Below are 17650 nucleotides of genomic sequence, written 5' to 3'. Positions count from 1 at the left end.
CGCTCAGGCGTGGCCGGCTTCGCTGGCCAGGAATGCCGGGTCTATGCCCATGTTGCCAAGTGCCTTCGCATAACGGCTCTCGGGCCGGGTGCCGAAGACGATCTCGAAATCGGCCGGGCATGTCAGCCAGCCATTGGCGGCGATTTCGCTTTCGAGCTGGCCGGCGGACCAGCCCGCATAGCCCAGCACCATCATGGCCGAACGTGGGCCGATGCCGCTGGAGATGGCTTTCAGTATATCCATGGTCGGCGTCAGGCAGATGCCGCCATCCACCGGCACGGTGGACTCGGAATCGTAATCGTTGGAATGCAGCACGAAACCCCGGCCGCTTTCCACCGGACCGCCAACCCCCACCATGATGTCGCGCCCCTGCTCGGGCAGGCGGATCTCATCCGGGCTGGATACGATGTCCAGTTGCGCCATCAGGGCCGGGAAACTCATGGGTTGGGGCTTGTTGATAACGAAGCCCATGGCCCCATTGGCCGAATGTGCACAGACATAGACAACGCTTTTCGCGAAGCGCTCGTCCTGCATGCCGGGCATGGCGATCAGGAAGAACCCTTCCAGTGAAGTGGTCTCGGGTGTCGGGCCTGGGGTTCGCTTGCTTTCCATGCCAGGGAAGATAATGAAGATGGCATGAAATTTCACCTGCCCACCGCGCTGCTTTTTACGCTGATCGCGATTTCGCACCCAGAGGTTGCGGCGGCTGAAGGAAGCGCGATCCAGGCTGATGGCGCGACGCTGCGCCTGCTGGCCATCGGCCCCGACCGGAACGGGGTCGTTCGCGGTGCGGTGGCAGTGGATCTGGAGCCTGGCTGGAAAACCTACTGGATCGCGCCCGGACAGGCCGGCCTTGCCCCCGTTGTCGATTTTTCGGCCAGCGAGGGGCTCGAGGGCGCACCTGCCCTTTTGTTTCCGGTGCCGCATGTCACCGACGACGGCTTCTCCTCCTCGAACGTTTATTCCGAGCCCATGGCCATCGCCTTCACGGCGCGGGCGAGCGGCGATGCCCCTCGGCTCGATCTCGCGTTGACGATCGGCCTTTGCGACGACATCTGCGTACCCGTTCAGGCTCGGCTCCAGCGCGATCTGGCGGAAAAGGCCACCCTCGGAGAGACGGCGCAGGTTCACGCAGCCGAAGCTGCGCTGCCGGACATCGCCGACGACCGTCTGGAGGCGCGGATAGAAGGCACGTCGCTCGTCGTTACCCTGCCGCCCGAAATCCCTCGGGGCCCGGTTGCCCTGTTTGCCGCCGGTCCCCCCGGCTGGGAGTTCGGCCCGGCCGGCGCGCCTTCCCCTGCGGATGGGGTCTACACGGTGGTGGCGCCTGTGCTGCGGGCCCCGAAGGATGCCAGAGGCGGGATCGCGGTGGATCTGCTGCTGGCCGCCGGAGAGTATGCCCGGTTTCGGCACGCCAACCCCGTTGCCATCGCACCGCATGCTGCGCTGCGTTAAGCGTATCGACATCGCGGCAAAGACGGATAAGTTCCCTAGCCTACCCGCCGGCATCGTCCGGCCCAACAGGAATACACATCATGACGATCAAGGTCGGCGACCATCTTCCGCAGGCGACGTTTCGCGTAAAGACCGAGGACGGGCCGAAACCCGTCACCGTGGACGACGTCTTCAAGGGTAAAAAGGTCGTGCTGTTTGGCGTGCCGGGCGCGTTCACACCGACATGCTCCATGAATCATCTGCCCGGCTACCTCGAACTGAACGACGAGATCAGGGCCAAGGGCGTCGATACGATCGCCGTCGTCGCCGTCAACGACCCCTTCGTGATGAGCGCGTGGCAGAAGGCCACGGATGCGGGCGATCGCATTCTCTTCCTGGCGGATGGCAGCGCCGAATTTGCCAGGGCCGCCGGACTGGATGTCGATCTTTCGGGGGCGGGCCTCGGCCTGCGCTCCAGGCGCTACTCGATGATCGTCGAGGATGGCGTGGTGAAGACGCTGCATATCGAGGAAGCGCCGGGCCAGGCCGAAGCCTCCGCCGCCGGCGCGATTCTCGCCCAGCTGTAGTCTCCTAGACGCTCTGTGCGGGGACGGCGCGGCCCTTGAATGGGGCCATGCCTTCCCGCGCAAGCTCGTCGGCGCGCTCGTTCAGCTCATGGCCGGCATGTCCCTTTACCCAATGGAAGGTCACGTCATGGCGTAGGCGCTGGGCATCGAGTTCCTGCCAGAGCTCGGCATTCTTGACGGGCTTCTTGTCGGCGGTTTTCCAGCCGTTGCGCTTCCACCCATGGATCCATTTGGAAATTCCATCGCGCAGATACTGCGAGTCGGAATGCAGATCGACGACTGAGGGACGGGTCAGCGCTTCCAGCGCCTTGATCGCGGCCATCAGCTCCATGCGGTTGTTGGTCGTCGGCGTCTCGCCGCCTTTCAACTCCTTGCGCGCGTCGCCGTAAAGCAGGATCGCACCCCAGCCGCCGGGGCCCGGATTACCGGAACAGGCTCCGTCGGTATAAATCTCGACCCGCTTGGTCATGACAGCGTCGCATCCCTCGTCAGGCCCAGTTCGGCCGGGCGCTTCACCTGCCGGTAGAACCTGTTCTTGCGCAGATATTCCTTCGGATCCTTCTTTGTCACGAAGGACGTATCGGGAATGTGTATCCAGTCGTAGAGGCGCGTCAGCAGGAAGCGCATCGCCGCTCCACGCGTCAGCACCGGCAGCGCGTCGATCTCGGCGTCAGCCAGCCGGCGCACGCCGTCATAGCCTTCCAGGAGCGCCTGCCCCTTGGTGACGTTGTAGGCGCCATCGGCCTCGAAGCACCAGGCGCCGAGGCAGATGGCGATGTCGTAGGCCAACAGGTCGTTGCAGGCGAAGTAGAAGTCGATCAGCCCGGAAAGCTGCCCGTCCAGAAAGAAGACATTGTCGTTGAACAGGTCGGCATGGATGATGCCGGACGGGAGATCCCGCGGCCAGTTGGCCTCCAGGAATGCCAGTTCGGCTTCGATTTCGGTGGACAGGCCCGCCTGGACCGCCTCCACGCGCGCGCCGCACCCATCGAAGAGAGGCCGCCACGCATCGACGGACAGCGCGTTGCGGCGCGCAAGCGAAAACCCCTCGCCGGCCTTGTGCATGCCCGCAAGGGCCGCCCCCACCTGCCTGGCATGGCCGACCGTGGGCCGGCGTGTCCACATGCCTTCCAGAAAGGTGAACAGGGCCGCCGGGCGGCCGGCCAGTTCACCCAGGGCCTCGCCTTCGCGCGGCAGGACCGGCAGCGGGCAGGACAGGCCATTGGCGGCCAGATGCTCCATAAGGCCGATGAAGAACGGCAGGTCGTTGCGGTCGACGCGCTTCTCGTACAGCGTCAGGATGAAGGTGCCGCCCTCGGCGCGCAGCAGGAAGTTGGAGTTCTCCACGCCTTCGGCGATCCCCTTGTAGGACAGGAGACGGCCAAGATCGTACCGCTGCAGGAAGGCGGCAAGCTCCGTTTCCGCGACTTCGGTATAGACCGCCATTCAGGCCGCTCGCCCGTCGTCCCGCCGGGGCGCGCCATTGACGAATGCCATGTCCTCGGCAGTCAGCGGCACATCGCGGATGCTGCGCATGACGGGGAAGTTCTCGTTCTCTATCGCCGTCTGGACGAGTTCCAGCCTGACCTCGAATTGCGCACGCAGCGCGTCGAGTATGCCGTCGGTCAGAACCTCCGGCGCGGAGGCGCCGGCCGACATGCCCAGCACCATGCCGCCTTGCAACTCATCGACCGGAACGTCCTGCATGCCCTGTACCAGCAGCCCGCGCGCAGAGCCCGCGCGTTCCGCCACCTCTACCAGCCGCCGCGAATTGGACGAGTTCGGCGCGCCGACGATCAGGAACAGGTCGGTGCCGGGCGCCGCGGCCTTCACCGCATCCTGCCGGTTGGTGGTGGCATAGCAGATGGATTCCGAAGACGGTGCCTGCATGGAAGGGAACTTGCGCTCCAGCGCCGCGACGATCCCCGCCGTGTCGTCCACCGAAAGGGTGGTCTGCGTGACGTAGCCCAGAGCCTCGGGGTCTGCCGGCTGGAAAGCCTCGACATCCTCTTCCGTCTCGATCAGCCGCACGGCGCCCTCGGGCAACTGGCCCATCGTACCGACCACCTCGGGGTGGCCGCGATGGCCGATCAGCAGCACCTGCCGGCCCAGTCGCATGTGCCGCATCGCCTGCTTGTGAACCTTGGAGACCAGCGGGCATGTGGCATCCAGGTACAGCATCTCGCGGCGCTCGGCTTCGGCCGGAATGGATTTCGGCACGCCATGGGCCGAGAAGACGACAGGCTGCCCGTCATCGGGAATGGCGTCCAGTTCCTTGACGAAGACGGCTCCCATGCCGCGCAGCCCCTCGACCACGTACTTGTTGTGCACGATCTCGTGCCGCACATAGACCGGCGCGCCGTACTTCTTCAACGCAAGCACCACGATCTGGATGGCACGGTCCACCCCGGCGCAGAAGCCGCGCGGCTCGCACAGGCGGATGGTCAGGGCAGGCTTCAGGGCCGGTTCCACTCTTGATATGTCCTCGCACTCACGCGGAAGGTCGTACCCCAGGGTACAACGAAAAGCCACCGCCCCTGTCAAGGCGATGAACGATCTCGCCAACGCTTTGCACGAAGCTGGGCAACCACCATGATGGTCAGGAGTACGGCGAGGCCAAGCCCGATGCCGTACCAGGTCAGCGCATATTCAAGGTGGTTGTTGGGCATGGTCACCACGGTTTGTCCGCCGATGGGATATCCCTCGGGCGCGGCGCCCTCGCCCGCATCGATGGTGAAGGGCAGCATGCGCACACCGTCGGGCAGGTCCAGCCCCTCGGTCATGGCCGGCACGTCCCGCCAGAAGAAGATGTGCTGCGCGATGTCGTTGTCGGGCATCAGGGCGCCCCCGGGATTGTCGGTCACCCGGTTCCTGGCCAGCCCTTCCACCGTCACCAACCCCGCGATCTGCCCTTCGGGCCGCGCCGACGGCTCTTTCAGGGCATAGGGAACGAAGCCCCGGTTGACGAAGACGGCCAGGTCCTGCCCCGCGACGAGCAGCGGCGTATAGACGTTCCAGCCGGCTTCCCCCTCGTGCGTCGACAGGAAATATCGCTCGCCCGAATGATCGAAGATGCCCGTGACCCGGACGGGCCGATAATCGATGTCGCCGGACGATTGCTCCGCCGCGACGATGACGCCGAGGTCTTCGGCCGGGCCATGGATACGCCGCTCGATCGTGTCGATCAGAGCTTCTTTCCAGAACAGGCGCTCGACCTGCCAGGTGCCCAGCCCGATCAGGACGGCGAGGGCGATCAGGCCGAGCAGGAGCGCCGACCAGAAGCGCCGGGGCGACAGCCCGGGAGGGGCCGCCGGCAACTGCGTGGCAGGCTCATGCGTCATCGGCGCGATCGATCCTGCCCTCGGCAGCCTTGTGGCGATACTGCATGCCGACCATCAGGCTCTTGGCCAGGCGCAACAGCGGCAGCGTGATGATGGCGATCAACGGAATCCAAAGCAGGAAGTGCACCCAGAACGGCGGCGCATACGCGACTTCGACATAGAGGGCGAGGCCGGTGACGAGAAGGCCGATGACGAGCATCACGAAGAAGGCCGGGCCGTCCGCCTGGTCGAGCGGGGTGAAGTCGAGCCCGCAATCCTCGCATTTCTTGTCCAGCCGAAGCGCGCCGGCGTAGAGGCGGCCCGTGCCGCAGCGTGGACATCTGCCCGCCAGCGCGGCCTTGACCGGATCCACCGGCCCCTCTTTCCCCATATGTGCCATGCGATCGCTTTCCGGAATTAAAAAAGGGGTGGCCGCGAGGCCACCCCTTCAAGGCAGGTCTCGAAACCTCAGCCGCCGTGGATCGGCGCACCCCAGCTTCCCCACACATAGATGGCGAAGAAGAGGAAAAGCCAGACCACGTCGACGAAATGCCAGTACCAGGCCGCCGCCTCGAAGCCGAAGTGCTTGTGCGGCGTGAAGTGGCCGCGGATCGCGCGCAGCAGGCAGACGGCCAGGAAGATGATACCGACGATGACGTGGAAGCCATGGAACCCGGTGGCCATGAAGAAGGTGGCACCGTAGATCGACCCGGCAAACTCGAACGGGGCATGCGCATACTCGATGTACTGCACGAACGAGAAGATGACGCCGAGGGCCACGGTCAGCGCGAGGCCGGTTATCAGGCCCTTGCGGTCATCCTCGAGCATGGCGTGGTGCGCCCAGGTTGCCGTGGTGCCCGAGAGGAGCAGCGTGATCGTGTTGAACAGCGGCAGGTGCAGCGGGTCGAGCACTTCGATGCCGGCCGGCGGCCACTGGCCGCCCAGAGCCTGCGTGCGCGCAACCTGATGGATCTCGCCGGGGAACAGGCTGGCGTCGAAGAACGCCCAGAACCAGGCCACGAAGAACATGACCTCCGAGGCGATGAACATGATGACGCCGTAGCGCAGGTGCAGCGACACGACGGGCGTGTGGAACCCTTCCTGGCCCTCGCGGATGCAGTCCGACCACCACGCGTACATGGTGTAGAGCACGATCACGAGGCCGATGAAGAAGATCCAGGGCGTCGCCAGGTCCACTCCGCCGAAGGCAAAGGGCAATCCGTTCAGCGACCGGAACCATGCGACGGCTCCGAACAGCAGGAAGAACGCTCCCACCGAAGCCACGAAGGGCCACGGGCTGGGTTCGATGACATGATAATCGTGATGCTTCTGGTGCGTATCTGCCATTTCGCGTCCCGCTTTCCCGGTATTGCCGTAGGCGCCGCCCCCCACACGGAATCGGCCCCCCAAACTACATATCATTGCGCCACGCCGACAGGGCCGGCGCGGACGAAATTACAACTGGTCCTCCGCCCCGCCCTGCCGCGCTGCGGCAACCGGAGCCTCCCCTTTCGAGACGGGGAAGAACGTATAGGACAGCGTGATGGTCGGAGCGTCCTTCAACTCTTCCTTCTCCAGCATCGCCGGATCGACGAAGAAGACGACGGGCATGTCGACGGCTTCTCCGGGCTGCAGCGTCTGCTCGTTGAAGCAGAAGCAGTAGAGCTTGTTGAAATAGACGCCCGCCGACAGTGGCGTCACGTTGAACGTCGCGACCGCCGTCACCGGATAATCCGCCTCGTTCCGCACGTGATACGACGTCTGCCGGACCTCGCCCAGCTTGACGGTCACCTGGCGTTCGTTCGGCTGGAACCGCCACGGCACGCCAGGTGATGCATTGGAGTCGAAGCGTACGTTGATGGAGCGGTCGGAGACGGCCGCGGGGCCGGCCTCGGCGCGTTGCGTCGTACCGCCATAGCCCGTGACCTGGCAGAACAGCTCGTACAGCGGCACCGATGCATAGGCCGCACCAAGCATCCCCATCGAGAAGGCAAAACATCCGATCGCGATGCGCTTGCCGCGCCGCCGCGCCAACGCCAGCCGGTCTGCCTTCGGATCGCTCATAGCTGGCTCCCCATCTTGATGAGGGCCACAACGTAGAAGATGACCACCAGAACGGCCAGAAACACGCCGATGGCGATGGACCGCCGGCGCTGGGCCCGGCGCTCCTGGTCCGTCAGCTTGATATGCTCGTCCGCCATGCTCAAAGCCCCCCCGAGCCCGGCAGGAACGACTGGTAGACGCCCTCGGCCAGCAGCAGGGCGAACAAAGCGAAGAGATACACGATCGAGAAGCGGAACAGCTTCTTTGCGGGCAGCATCGCGGTATCGTCGTCGCTCATGCGCAGAACCGCATAAGCATGCCGAAGGAAGTTGGCGCCCAGAAGCACGGATACGACCCCGTAGACGGGCCCGGAGAACCCGAGAAGCCACGGAGCGACGCCGCAGGGCACGAGCACGAGACTATACAGGAATATCTGCCGGCGCGTGGACGCGCGTCCCGCCACATTGGGCAGCATCGGAATGCCGGCGGCGCCGTATTCCTTGACCTTGAACAGCGCCAGCGCCCAGAAATGCGGAGGCGTCCAGAGGAAGATGATGAGGAAGAGCACGAAGCTCTCCACCGAAACGCCCCCCGTCACGACCGCCCAGCCCACCATCGGCGGGAATGCGCCGGCAGCGCCGCCGATGACGATGTTCTGCGCCGTCCGGCGTTTCAGCCACATCGTATAGACGACGGCATAGAAGAAGATGGTGAAAGCCAGGAAGGCCGCAGCGAACCAGTTGGCGACGAGGCCGAGCGTCAGCACGGACAGAACGGACAAAGACAGGCCGAAGGCCAGCGCTCCTTCCGGCTGGATACGGCCGCGCGGCACCGGCCGCTTGGCGGTGCGCGCCATCAGCCGGTCGATATCGGCGTCGTACCACATGTTGAGGGCGCCGGACGCGCCCGCTCCCACGGCGATCGCAAGAATGGAAACCAGGCCGAGAAAAGGGTGGATCGAGCCGGGGGCGAGCACGAAGCCGGTGACGGCCGTCAACATGACGAGCGACATCACCCGCGGCTTCAGAAGGCTGACGAAATCGCCGGGCTCGGCAAGGCTTATTCCGGGCCGTGCCGCCATATCCGGGCTGAGTTCGGTTGCGCTCAAGTGATCACCCTTGTTCTGTCGTCATGGCCCGCTCACGAATGGGCGGGCCATGGTTTGTCGAAGATGGCGGGGTATCCCGCCCTGGCCGGCGCCCGCCTCAGCGGATGCGGGGAAGCTCTTCCCACTGGTGGAAGGGCGGCGGCGAAGAGAGCTGCCATTCCAGCGTCGTGGCGCCCTGGCCCCATGGATTGTCGCCGGCCAGCCGCTTGGCGCGGAAGGCTTCGAAGACACCATAGAGGAAGATCAGCACCGAGACGCCCGAGATGTAGGAACCGATGGAGGAGACGAAATTCCAGCCGGCAAAGGCATCCGGGTAATCCGCATAGCGACGCGGCATGCCGGCGGCGCCCAGGAAGTGCTGCGGGAAGAACACCAGGTTGACGCCGATGAACATGACCCAGAAGTGCAGCTTGCCGATGAACTCGTTGTACATGTAGCCGCTCATCTTCGGGAACCAGTAATACCAGGCCGCGAAGATGCCGAACACCGCGCCCAGCGACAGCACGTAGTGGAAGTGCGCGACGACGTAGTAGGTGTCGTGCAGCACGCGGTCCATGCCGGCATTGGCCAGCTTGACGCCGGTGACGCCACCCACGGTGAACAGGAAGATGAAGCCGATGGCCCAGTACATGGGCGTGCGGAACGTCATCGAGCCACCCCACATCGTGGCGATCCACGAGAAGATCTTGATGCCCGTCGGAACCGCGATGACCATCGTGGCGAAGACGAAGTAGCGCTGCGTGTTGAGCGAGATGCCCGTGGTGTACATATGGTGCGCCCACACGACGAAGCCGACGACGCCGATGGCGACCATGGCGTAGGCCATGCCGAGGTAGCCGAAGACCGGCTTGCGCGAGAAGGTCGAGATGATGTGGCTGATGATGCCGAAGGCCGGCAGGATCATGATGTACACTTCGGGGTGACCGAAGAACCAGAACAGATGCTGATACAGGATCGGGTCGCCGCCGCCTTCCGGCGTGAAGAAGGTCGTGCCGAAGTTGCGGTCGGTGAGCACCATGGTGATGGCGCCGGCCAGCACCGGCAGCGACAGCAGCAGCAGGAAGGCCGTGACGAGCTGCGACCAGGCGAAGAGCGGCATCTTGTGCAGCGTCATGCCGGGGGCGCGCATATTGAGGATGGTCGTGATCATGTTGATCGCGCCGAGGATCGACGATGCGCCGGACAGGTGCAGCGCGAAGATGGCAAGATCGACCGCCGGCCCCGGATGGCCCGTCGTGGACAAGGGCGGATACAGCGTCCAGCCGGTTCCAGCCCCGAGCGAGCCGGGCGCACCCTCGACGAAGAGCGACAGCAGCAGCAGCAGGAAGGACGGCACCAGAAGCCAGAAGGCGATGTTGTTGACGCGCGGGAAGGCCGTATCCGGCGCCCCGATCATGATGGGTACGAAATAGTTGCCGAAACCACCGATCAGCGCCGGCATCACGACGAAGAACACCATGATCAGCCCGTGGGCCGTGGTGAACACGTTGAACACTGCAGGATCGCCGAAGATCTGCAGGCCGGGCTGCTGCAGCTCGGCGCGGATGGCGATGGACAGGCTACCGCCGATCAGCCCCGCCATGATCGAGAAGATCAGGTAGAGAAGGCCGATGTCCTTGTGGTTGGTCGAATTGACCCAGCGCACCCAACCTGTCGGTATCTTGTGCTCGTGGGCTTCGTGGGAGGAGGCGTCAGCCATGTCGGTCTCCGTTGAACGCTTGTCGTTGAAGGTTAGCGAGCCGCGACATCCTGGCCGGCGGCGGCCTCGATCTCGGCGTTCAACTGTTGGTTTGCTGCAGGAAGGTCGTCGGCCGCGGCGGCCAGCCAGTTGTCGAACTGCTCCTGGCTGACGACGCGTACGGCGATGGGCATGAAGGCGTGGTCGCGACCGCAAAGCTCGGAGCACTGTCCGTAGAGGATGCCTTCGCGCGTGGCCTCGAACCAGTACTCATTGATGCGGCCGGGAACGGAATCCACCTTCACGCCCAGCGAAGGCACCGCGAAGGAATGGATGACGTCGGCCGAGGTGGTGAGCAGGCGGACAACGGTGTTGACGGGCACGACCATCTCGTTGTCGACGGCCAGCAGGCGCGGATAGACGGCCACGTCCTCCTTGCCCTGCCCGGCGCGGTCGTCTTCCCGCAGAAGATAGGACAGATAGGAGACCGGCTCGGCCGCCTCGGCGGCGCCCGCCTCTTGCGCGGCGGCGCCGGCCGCGGCCGGATCGGTTGCCGCGGGCTGGTATTCGTAGCCCCAGTACCACTGGTAGCCAGTCGCCTTCACCGTCAACTCAGGCTCGCGCGGCGGGTTGTACTGCGCGGTCAGCAACTGGAACGAGGGAATCGCCAGACACAGCAGGATCAGCACAGGCGCCAGCGTCCAGATGACCTCGATGGTCGTGTTGTGGCTGGTGCGCGACGGCGTCGGATTGCGATGCTTGCTGTATCGGAAGATGCACCAGGCGAGCAGCAGCGCGACGAAGATGGTGATCGGGATCAGGAACCACAGCGTATAGGCGCTGAACCAGTGGATCTGCTCCTCGATGGGCGAGAGCGCCTCTTGCAGCCCAAGCTGCCAGGGATGCGGCTGGCCGGGGAGATACGCCCCCTCCTGCGCCGCTGCCAGTGTCGGCACGGCGGCCAGCATCGCTGCTGCAGTAAGTGTCTTCTTCACGAATGCTCTCCCCGCGAGGATCTTACCCAATGGCCCCGCCCTACGGCTTTGCGGACCCGTGACCGGATCGCAAATTTCGAATGCCGCCAATGTGCAATTGGCCGGCCCGCTTAAAACCACGAAACCGCCCACTTCGCAACATGATCCGGCGCAAGGCCGCCGCCATCCGCCAGTATCGGCTTTTTGTCGGAGTCATTCTAGACGCGCGGTGCGGCAAGGGCGAGTGATTCGATTCGACGCACCGTTTGCAGCGGCGCTTCGCAATCGGATAATGACGTGACGTCCGACAGTTCAGATTCGATTGATTCGGAAAGAGATAGATGACTTTTCTCCGCCGCTCCTTCACCGCCCTCCTCGTCTCGGCCGCGCTGTCCGGCATGGCTTCGGCACAGGAAGCGCCGGCCGCGGCGCCGGAGGAGAGCGCACCCGCCGCCGCGCCGGCAGAACCTGCGGCGCCCGCCGTCGGCGGCCAGTCGGCGGCCAGCGGCACGGTCCGCTCTACCCATGGTTCGTGGTCGATCGTATGCGAGAGCGCTCCCGGCGCCCCCAGCGAACAATGTGCCCTGCTGCAGAACGTCGTTGCCGACGACAGGCCCGAGGTCGGCCTGACGGTCATCGCGTTGAAAACCGCCGATGGAAATACCGAGATCCTGCGTGTTCTGGCGCCCCTGGGCGTGCTTTTGCCGAATGGGCTCGGCCTGTATGTCGACGGCCAGGATATCGGCAAGGCACAGTTCATGCGCTGTTTCGAGGATGGCTGCTACGCCGAGGTGATCCTGGACCCGAACCTGCGCAAGACGTTGTCCGAGGGCACGTCGGCAACTTTCATCGTGTTCCAGACGCCCGAGCAGGGGATCGGCATTCCGGTCGAGCTGGAGGGCTTCGGCGAAGGATTCGACGCCCTCCCCTGACCCGAGATTCATGGTGGACCGATTCCAGAATCGTTTTCGCGTCCTATCTGACCTTTGATGAGAAGCCCGGAACCGGCCATGTCCACATCCCTGATCGACCGCTTCGACATGTCGCGCGAGCGGGTCGAAACTCTTCTCGGCGATGCGCTGCGCGGTGCCGACGACGGCGAGCTGTACCTGGAGTATCGCGAGCAGGAATCGCTCGTGTTCGACAATGGCCGGCTGAAGGCGGGCAATTTCTCGACCGATCAGGGCTTCGGCATGCGCGCCGTGTCGGGCGAGGTCGTCGGGTTCGCCCATTCGGGCGAATTCACCGGGGGCGCCCTCAGGCGTGCCGCCGAGGCCGTGTCCGCCGCCAGGGACGGGCATGCCGGGCAGATGGCCGAAGCGCCTGCCGGCACCAACCGGCGCCTCTACGGCGACCAAAACCCGATCCCCGCGCCGAGCTTCGAGGAGAAAGTGCGGCTCCTGGGGGAGATCGACGCCTATCTGCGCAGCAAGGACCCGACGGTGCGCCAGGTGTCGGTGACGCTTGGCGCGCAGTGGCAGCATGTGGAGATTCTCCGGACCGACGGTTCGCTGGTGCGGGACATTCGCCCGCTGGTCCGCCTCAATGTCAGCGTCGTGGCAGAGCGCGAAGGCCGGCAGGAAAGCGGCACCTTCGGCGGCGGCGGCCGCGTCGGGCTGGACGGGGTGGTGGCGCCCGACAACTGGCGCGATGTCGCCGACAAGGCGCTGGCACAGGCGCTGGTGAACCTGGAGGCGGCCCCGGCGCCCGCCGGCACATTCGACATCGTGCTGGCGGCCGGCTGGCCCGGCGTCATGCTGCACGAGGCCGTCGGCCACGGCCTGGAGGGCGACTTCAACCGCAAGAAGACATCCGCCTTTTCCGGCCTGATGGGGCAGCAGGTGGCGGCGCGCGGCGTGACCGTCGTCGATGACGGCACGATCGCCGACAAGCGCGGTTCACTGACGATCGACGACGAGGGCACCCCGAGTGCCCGCAACGTCCTGATCGAGGACGGAAGGCTGGTCGGCTACATGCAGGACAGGCAGAATGCCCGCCTGATGGGCATGCAGGCCACCGGCAACGGACGCCGCCAATCCTATGCCTATGCGCCGATGCCCCGCATGACGAATACGATGATGCTGGCCGGCCCGCATGAGCCGGCGGAGATCATCGAATCCGTGAAGGACGGAATCTACGCGGTGTCGTTCGGCGGCGGGCAGGTGGACATCACCTCCGGCAAGTTCGTTTTCGCCTGTACGGAAGCTTATCGCATCCGGGGCGGCAAGGTGGCCGAGCCCATCAAGGGCGCGATGCTGATCGGCAACGGCCCGGACGCCATGCACCGGGTGTCGATGGTCGGCAACGATCTGGCGCTCGATACCGGCATCGGCATGTGCGGCAAGGCCGGCCAGGGCGTACCCGTGGGCGTCGGCCAGCCGCACCTGCGCATGGACAGGATGACGGTCGGGGGAACCGAATCCGCCTGACGGCATCACGGGTAGAGGCGCGCGATCTCCCATGCGGCCGCGTCGATGTTCCCCCGCGTAAAGCGGAAGCGATCGTGCAGGCGGTAGGCGCCGTCCTGCCAGAACTCGATCTCCAGCGGGCGCACCCGGAAGCCGGACCAGCGCTCCGGACGGGCTATATCGCCATCCGGCCCGAAACGGTCCTCCATTTCGGCGATGCGCGCCTCGAGCACGGACCGGTCCTTCAGCGGGCGCGACTGATCCGACGCCCATGCTCCGATGCGGCTGCCGCGCGGTCGGCTGGCGTAATAGGCATCCGCCTCGGCCTGCGAAACGATCTCCACCGGTCCGCGCACGCGCACCTGCCGTCGCTGCGACTTCCAGTGGAAGCAGAGGCCGGCGCGCGGCTGGCCCAGGAGCTCCTGCCCCTTGGTGCTTTCGAAATTGGTGTAGAAGACGAACCCGGCTGCATCCAGCCCCTTCAGCAGCACCATGCGCACATCGGGCATGCCGGCGCCGTCCACGGTTGCCAGCGCCATCGCGTTGGGGTCGTTCGGCTCCGTTTCCGCCGCGGCCTTTAACCATGTCGAGAAGGCGGCGAACGGGTCCGTGCCCACTTCATCCAATGTTAATGTCGGACGACTCATTGTCTTCGCCAGTCTCCAGTTTCCAATCCGGGTCTACCTAATGGGGTTCTTCGATCCAGGCAAAGACTTCGGCCAGGCCCTTCTGCGGCGACGGTGCAGCCGCACGTCCGCTGCGGGCCTTCTGGCGGCGCTTCTTCTCGGCGGGTGCACCCTGTCGGGCGGCGGCCTGGAAGACATGGTCGACAGGTCGATCACCACCGGGTCGATCGCGCCCGGCACGGCTGGGACCGCGCCGTCCGTCGATACCGATCGATTGTCCGATGGGCGCACGGTGCGCAACGCCGTATCGGCGGCCAAACTATCGCAAGGCCCCCTTACCGTCGCATGGGCCAACGCCGAAACGGGTGCATCGGGCACGATCACGGCCATCGAGGAGATGCGCGAGGGCTCGGCCATCTGCCGCCGCTTCACGACGTCGCGCCAGCGCTTCGACGGGATCGCGCTCTACGATGGCGAGGCGTGCAGCGCAGGATCGGGCGAATGGGTGCTGACCCGCTTCGGCGAAGCGGGTTGAACGCCCGATAATTCGGTTCCATCGTCGCGGAGGGGTCTTTATGCCGTGCCACGGCATTGCCATATAGGATACGCCATTCATCCAACGCGCCCTGCGACAAAAAGGAACTTGAGGACACATGCGGGATCCATACGCCGTTCTCGGCGTCGGCAAATCGGCGAGCGAAAGCGAGATCAAATCCGCCTTCCGCAAGCTTGCCAAGAAATACCACCCCGATGCCAACCAGGACGATCCGAAGGCCAGCGGCCTCTTCAACGAGGTCAACCAGGCCTATGAGATCCTGGGCGACAAGGACAAGAGAAGCCAGTACGACCGGGGCGAGATCGATGCCGAGGGCAAGCAGAAGTTCCAGGGCTTCGGCGGCGGCAACCCGTTCGGGGGTGGCCAGGGCCATGGCGGCGATCCTTTCGGGGGCGGCGGGAATTTCGAGTTCCGCAGTGGCGACGCCGGGGGGTTCGCAGACTTCTTCGAGCAGGCTTTCGGTGGGCGCGCCGCCGGTGGCGCACGCGGCTTCGGCGGTGCGCGCCGTCCGCAGGCGCCCCTGAAGGGCGAGGATATGCTTGCCACGCTGAGGGTGCATTTGGAAGATGTCGTTTCCGGCGACAAGGTCGAGGCGATCTTCCCCACCGGCAAACGCCTGGCGATCAAGTTGCCGGACGGTGTCGAGGACGGACAGACGATTCGCCTGCGCGGCCAGGGGCAGCCGTCGCCCACGCCGGGCGGCAAGGATGGCGACGCGCTGATAACCATCGCCTTCGCAGAGCACCCGCGCTTCACGGTGCGCGGACGCGATCTGCAACTGCGCGAGGATCTTCCCCTGGAAACGGCCATCCTGGGCGGACGGCTGACCGTCGATACACTGGATGGGCGCGTCGCGGCCAAGATCGCGCCGTGGACCAATTCCGGCCGCACCATCAGGCTGCGCGGCAAGGGCCTGACCCAGAAGGGCGGCGGACGCGGAGACCTCCTGGTGACGCTGCAGGTGGCCCTGCCGGAAACCCCGGACGAGGAGCTGGCCGCCTTCCTGCGGGAACGCCAGAAGGCGAAAGCCGCCGAATAGGACCGACCGTCCCGCTCGCGAAGCATGTCACGACGCGTTCAAGCGTGAACTTGTCGTGCGGGAAAGCCTGTGCCATACCGCCGCGCACCGGAAACAATTCGACCTAAGAGGTCAAGGAGCGCGTCCATGGCGGAAAAAGGCGGCCTGATGGCAGGCAAGCGCGGGCTTATCATGGGCGTGGCCAACAACCGATCCATCGCCTGGGGCATCGCGAAGGCGCTGGCCGATCAGGGTGCCGAGATCGCGCTGACCTGGCAGGGCGACGCGCTCAAGAAGCGCGTCGAGCCGCTGGCCGCGGAGCTGGGTGCATTCCTGGCCGGCCATTGCGACGTCGGCGACGCCGCCACCATCGACGCCGTCTTCGAAGCGCTGGCCGACAAATGGGGCAAGCTCGACTTCGTGGTGCATGCCATCGGCTTCTCGGACAAGGACGAGCTCACGGGCCGCTATGTCGACACGAGCGAAGGCAACTTCACCAAGACCATGCTCATCTCGGTTTATTCGCTCACGGCCGTCGCCAAGCGTGCCGAGGCCCTGATGAGCGATGGCGGCTCGATCCTGACGCTTACCTATTACGGCGCGGAAAAGGTGATGCCGCATTACAACGTCATGGGTGTCGCCAAGGCCGCCCTCGAGGCGTCTGTGCGTTACCTTGCCGTTGACCTCGGCAGCAAGGCCATCCGTGTCAACGCCATTTCGGCCGGTCCCATCAAGACCCTGGCGGCGTCCGGCATCGGCGACTTCCGCTACATCCTGAAGTGGAACGAGTACAACTCGCCCTTGAAGCGGACCGTTTCCATCGACGAGGTCGGGCAGTCCGCCCTGTATCTCCTGTCCGACATGTCGACGGCCGTCACCGGCGAGGTGCATCACGTCGATTCGGGCTATCACACGGTCGGCATGAAGGCTGTGGACGCTCCGGACATTTCCGTCATCAAGGACTGAGCGAAATCCGTGTCGCATGCGCTTCCGCTGATCTATCTATGCCGCCACGGCCAGACCGACTGGAATGCGGAGGGCCGCATACAGGGCCAGGTCGATACGCCGTTGAACGCGCTCGGCCGGGTGCAGGCCAAGCGCAACGGGCGGTATCTGCGCCTGGCGCTGGGCAGCGCGGTGAACGACTTCCACTTCGTGGCCAGTCCCCTTTCCCGCACGCGGGAAACGATGCGCATCATCCGCCGCGAATGCGGGCTCGAGCCCGACGATTTCGCGACGGACGAGCGGCTGCTGGAGCTTGATTTCGGCGACTGGCAAAACCGGACGCTGGAGGAGATCGGCCGCGACGAGCCGCAGGAAATCGCCCGCCGCGATGCCGACAAGTGGGCCTTCAGGCCGCATGGGCCGACGGCGGAATCCTACCAGATGCTGGCCGAAAGGGCTCGGCCCTTCTTCGAGGGCCTGGCCGGACGCAGCATCGTCGTCGCGCATGGCGGCATCACGCGCGTCTTCCTCGAAATGTATGGCGGCGTGCCACCGCAGGACGCGGCCTACGCGCTGATCCTGCAGGACAGGGTGCTGAAGGCCGAAAACGGCCGGATCGACTGGGTATGACCGCCGGCCCTCAGGCCAGATAGAGAAGATGCACCTGCATGCCCGGCTGAAGCGGCGCATAGTCGTGCGTGTCCGGCAGGACGTAGCGGGTGCCGTCGTCCAGCGTCAGCATCGCGCCCATGCGGTCGATGGAGGCGACGATGCCCTCCGCCTCCCGCGCGCGGGGCGGTATCGTGGCGGAGATGACCAGGACGGTGCTGGCGAATAGGGCGATGGCTCTGCGGTCCATGAACTTGCTACGATCGCTGGGAACGAAATGTCGGCGTCAGGAAAACTCAACCGCCTTTGTGTTTTTTTCGCGCCCGTCCTAATGCGGCAAAGAT

Annotated in this window: 22 protein-coding genes; 8 read left to right on the top strand and 14 right to left on the bottom strand. The window is 65.1% G+C overall.

The features are described from left to right. Nucleotides 1–3: 3 nt before the first annotated feature. A complete protein-coding gene (locus tag IGS74_RS08545; RefSeq protein ID WP_192391614.1) occupies nucleotides 4–612 on the bottom strand; it encodes a YqgE/AlgH family protein in 609 nt (202 codons plus the stop codon). A 24-nt stretch (nucleotides 613–636) separates the two neighbouring features. Here IGS74_RS08545 and IGS74_RS08540 point away from each other — a divergent pair, with 24 nt between their 5' ends. Next, nucleotides 637–1455, top strand: a complete 819-nt coding sequence (locus IGS74_RS08540) for a protein-disulfide reductase DsbD domain-containing protein (protein WP_192391012.1) — start codon at nucleotides 637–639, stop codon at nucleotides 1453–1455. Between the two features lie 80 nt (nucleotides 1456–1535). After that, the gene (locus tag IGS74_RS08535) at nucleotides 1536–2021 is read left to right on the top strand and encodes a peroxiredoxin (protein WP_192391007.1); all 486 of its coding nucleotides are present in this window, start codon (nucleotides 1536–1538) and stop codon (nucleotides 2019–2021) included. A gap of 4 nt (nucleotides 2022–2025) precedes the next feature. Here IGS74_RS08535 and rnhA read toward each other — a convergent pair whose 3' ends face one another. The 11 genes from rnhA to coxB form a co-directional block, all read right to left on the bottom strand. Continuing rightward, a complete protein-coding gene (rnhA, locus tag IGS74_RS08530; protein WP_039189321.1) occupies nucleotides 2026–2490 on the bottom strand; it encodes a ribonuclease HI in 465 nt (154 codons plus the stop codon). Next, nucleotides 2487–3467 carry a homoserine kinase gene (locus tag IGS74_RS08525; protein ID WP_192391002.1) on the bottom strand — a complete coding sequence of 327 codons (981 nt, stop codon included), beginning with the start codon at nucleotides 3465–3467 and terminating at the stop codon, nucleotides 2487–2489. The genes rnhA and IGS74_RS08525 overlap by 4 nt, the downstream gene beginning before the upstream one ends. Then, nucleotides 3468–4493 (bottom strand): 4-hydroxy-3-methylbut-2-enyl diphosphate reductase, encoded by a 1026-nt coding sequence (ispH, locus tag IGS74_RS08520; RefSeq protein WP_039189315.1) that lies wholly within the window; start codon nucleotides 4491–4493, stop codon nucleotides 3468–3470. A 68-nt stretch (nucleotides 4494–4561) separates the two neighbouring features. Then, nucleotides 4562–5362, bottom strand: coding sequence for an SURF1 family protein (locus IGS74_RS08515; RefSeq protein ID WP_192390998.1), 801 nt, complete (start codon nucleotides 5360–5362; stop codon nucleotides 4562–4564). Continuing rightward, complete coding sequence (locus IGS74_RS08510; RefSeq protein ID WP_192390991.1) at nucleotides 5352–5741, bottom strand: DUF983 domain-containing protein; 390 nt, start codon at nucleotides 5739–5741, stop codon at nucleotides 5352–5354. Before IGS74_RS08510 ends, IGS74_RS08515 begins: the two co-directional genes overlap by 11 nt. 68 nt (nucleotides 5742–5809) lie before the next feature. Beyond that, entirely contained in the window at nucleotides 5810–6688 is an 879-nt protein-coding gene (locus IGS74_RS08505) for a cytochrome c oxidase subunit 3 (protein WP_039190866.1), read from the bottom strand. Nucleotides 6689–6796: 108 nt separating this feature from the next. Further along, complete coding sequence (locus IGS74_RS08500; RefSeq protein WP_192390986.1) at nucleotides 6797–7405, bottom strand: cytochrome c oxidase assembly protein; 609 nt, start codon at nucleotides 7403–7405, stop codon at nucleotides 6797–6799. Then, a complete protein-coding gene (locus IGS74_RS08495) occupies nucleotides 7402–7542 on the bottom strand; it encodes a protoheme IX farnesyltransferase (protein ID WP_156122217.1) in 141 nt (46 codons plus the stop codon). Before IGS74_RS08495 ends, IGS74_RS08500 begins: the two co-directional genes overlap by 4 nt. Nucleotides 7543–7544: 2 nt before the next feature. Beyond that, nucleotides 7545–8465 (bottom strand): heme o synthase, encoded by a 921-nt coding sequence (locus tag IGS74_RS08490; RefSeq protein ID WP_192391611.1) that lies wholly within the window; start codon nucleotides 8463–8465, stop codon nucleotides 7545–7547. Nucleotides 8466–8589: 124 nt separating this feature from the next. Beyond that, a complete protein-coding gene (gene ctaD / locus IGS74_RS08485) occupies nucleotides 8590–10191 on the bottom strand; it encodes a cytochrome c oxidase subunit I (protein ID WP_039189304.1) in 1602 nt (533 codons plus the stop codon). 32 nt (nucleotides 10192–10223) lie between these two features. Then, nucleotides 10224–11138: a cytochrome c oxidase subunit II gene (gene coxB / locus IGS74_RS08480; protein WP_039189300.1), complete on the bottom strand. Its 915-nt coding sequence runs from the start codon at nucleotides 11136–11138 to the stop codon at nucleotides 10224–10226. Between the two features lie 347 nt (nucleotides 11139–11485). Between coxB and IGS74_RS08475 the strand changes: the two genes are divergently transcribed. Both IGS74_RS08475 and tldD read left to right on the top strand, forming a co-directional pair. Continuing rightward, the gene (locus tag IGS74_RS08475) at nucleotides 11486–12076 is read left to right on the top strand and encodes an invasion associated locus B family protein (protein WP_039189297.1); all 591 of its coding nucleotides are present in this window, start codon (nucleotides 11486–11488) and stop codon (nucleotides 12074–12076) included. 78 nt (nucleotides 12077–12154) lie between these two features. Further along, the gene (gene tldD, locus IGS74_RS08470) at nucleotides 12155–13573 is read left to right on the top strand and encodes a metalloprotease TldD (RefSeq protein ID WP_192390975.1); all 1419 of its coding nucleotides are present in this window, start codon (nucleotides 12155–12157) and stop codon (nucleotides 13571–13573) included. 5 nt (nucleotides 13574–13578) lie between these two features. Here the strand turns inward: tldD and pdxH are convergent, their stop codons facing one another. Continuing rightward, complete coding sequence (gene pdxH / locus IGS74_RS08465; protein WP_192390969.1) at nucleotides 13579–14199, bottom strand: pyridoxamine 5'-phosphate oxidase; 621 nt, start codon at nucleotides 14197–14199, stop codon at nucleotides 13579–13581. A gap of 40 nt (nucleotides 14200–14239) precedes the next feature. Here pdxH and IGS74_RS08460 point away from each other — a divergent pair, with 40 nt between their 5' ends. From IGS74_RS08460 to IGS74_RS08445, 4 genes are all read left to right on the top strand, one after another. Continuing rightward, nucleotides 14240–14713, top strand: a complete 474-nt coding sequence (locus tag IGS74_RS08460) for an RT0821/Lpp0805 family surface protein (RefSeq protein WP_192390964.1) — start codon at nucleotides 14240–14242, stop codon at nucleotides 14711–14713. Between the two features lie 118 nt (nucleotides 14714–14831). Beyond that, entirely contained in the window at nucleotides 14832–15773 is a 942-nt protein-coding gene (locus tag IGS74_RS08455; RefSeq protein WP_192390959.1) for a DnaJ C-terminal domain-containing protein, read from the top strand. Between the two features lie 126 nt (nucleotides 15774–15899). After that, on the top strand, nucleotides 15900–16718 hold the full coding sequence (gene fabI / locus IGS74_RS08450; protein WP_039189285.1) for an enoyl-ACP reductase FabI: 819 nt from the start codon (nucleotides 15900–15902) through the stop codon (nucleotides 16716–16718). Nucleotides 16719–16727: 9 nt separating this feature from the next. After that, on the top strand, nucleotides 16728–17327 hold the full coding sequence (locus IGS74_RS08445) for a histidine phosphatase family protein (RefSeq protein WP_192390954.1): 600 nt from the start codon (nucleotides 16728–16730) through the stop codon (nucleotides 17325–17327). 10 nt (nucleotides 17328–17337) lie between these two features. On the opposite strand, the gene IGS74_RS08440 is transcribed toward IGS74_RS08445, so the two are convergent. Continuing rightward, a complete protein-coding gene (locus IGS74_RS08440) occupies nucleotides 17338–17556 on the bottom strand; it encodes a DUF1344 domain-containing protein (RefSeq protein ID WP_039189278.1) in 219 nt (72 codons plus the stop codon). Nucleotides 17557–17650 lie beyond the last annotated feature (94 nt).

The sequence above is a fragment of the Aureimonas sp. OT7 genome (assembly GCF_014844055.1).
In the GTDB taxonomy this organism is placed as follows: domain Bacteria; phylum Pseudomonadota; class Alphaproteobacteria; order Rhizobiales; family Rhizobiaceae; genus Aureimonas; species Aureimonas altamirensis_A.
Note: the sequence above shows the minus strand (reverse complement) of the source record. Positions and strands in the feature narration are given on the sequence as shown.